This window comes from Pseudomonas frederiksbergensis, assembly GCF_003732665.1.
GTDB lineage: Bacteria > Pseudomonadota > Gammaproteobacteria > Pseudomonadales > Pseudomonadaceae > Aquipseudomonas > Aquipseudomonas frederiksbergensis_G.
On the sequence record NZ_MOBP01000168.1, the window covers coordinates 1 to 313 of the forward strand.

The 313-nt window shown below is 67.7% G+C and carries 1 protein-coding gene; it reads left to right on the forward strand.

The window, feature by feature from the left end; all coding sequences use genetic code 11:
- Positions 1 to 313, forward strand: a 313-nt coding sequence (locus BK665_RS33655) for an Hpt domain-containing protein (protein ID WP_148053299.1), incomplete at both ends; no start/stop codon positions are given.

The window sequence follows — 313 nt, forward strand, 5'->3', positions numbered from 1 at the left end:
CTGTTGCCGCCGCCAGGGGACGAGGAGCCGGTGGACGATGAACTGCGGGAAGTCTTCCTCGAAGAAACCGAGGAAGTGCTGGAGATGCTGCGCGAGTACCTGCCGCGCTGGGCCGCGGACTCCCATGGCACATCTGCCCTGAGCGAACTGCGCCGGGCCTTCCACACCCTCAAGGGCAGCGGGCGCATGGTGCGCGCGCTGGTGCTGGGGGAGCTGGCCTGGGCGGTGGAAAACCTTCTCAACCGGGTGCTGGAGCACAGCGTGGAGCCCGGTGTCGAAGCCCGGCAACTGGTGGCCGACACCCTGCAACTGT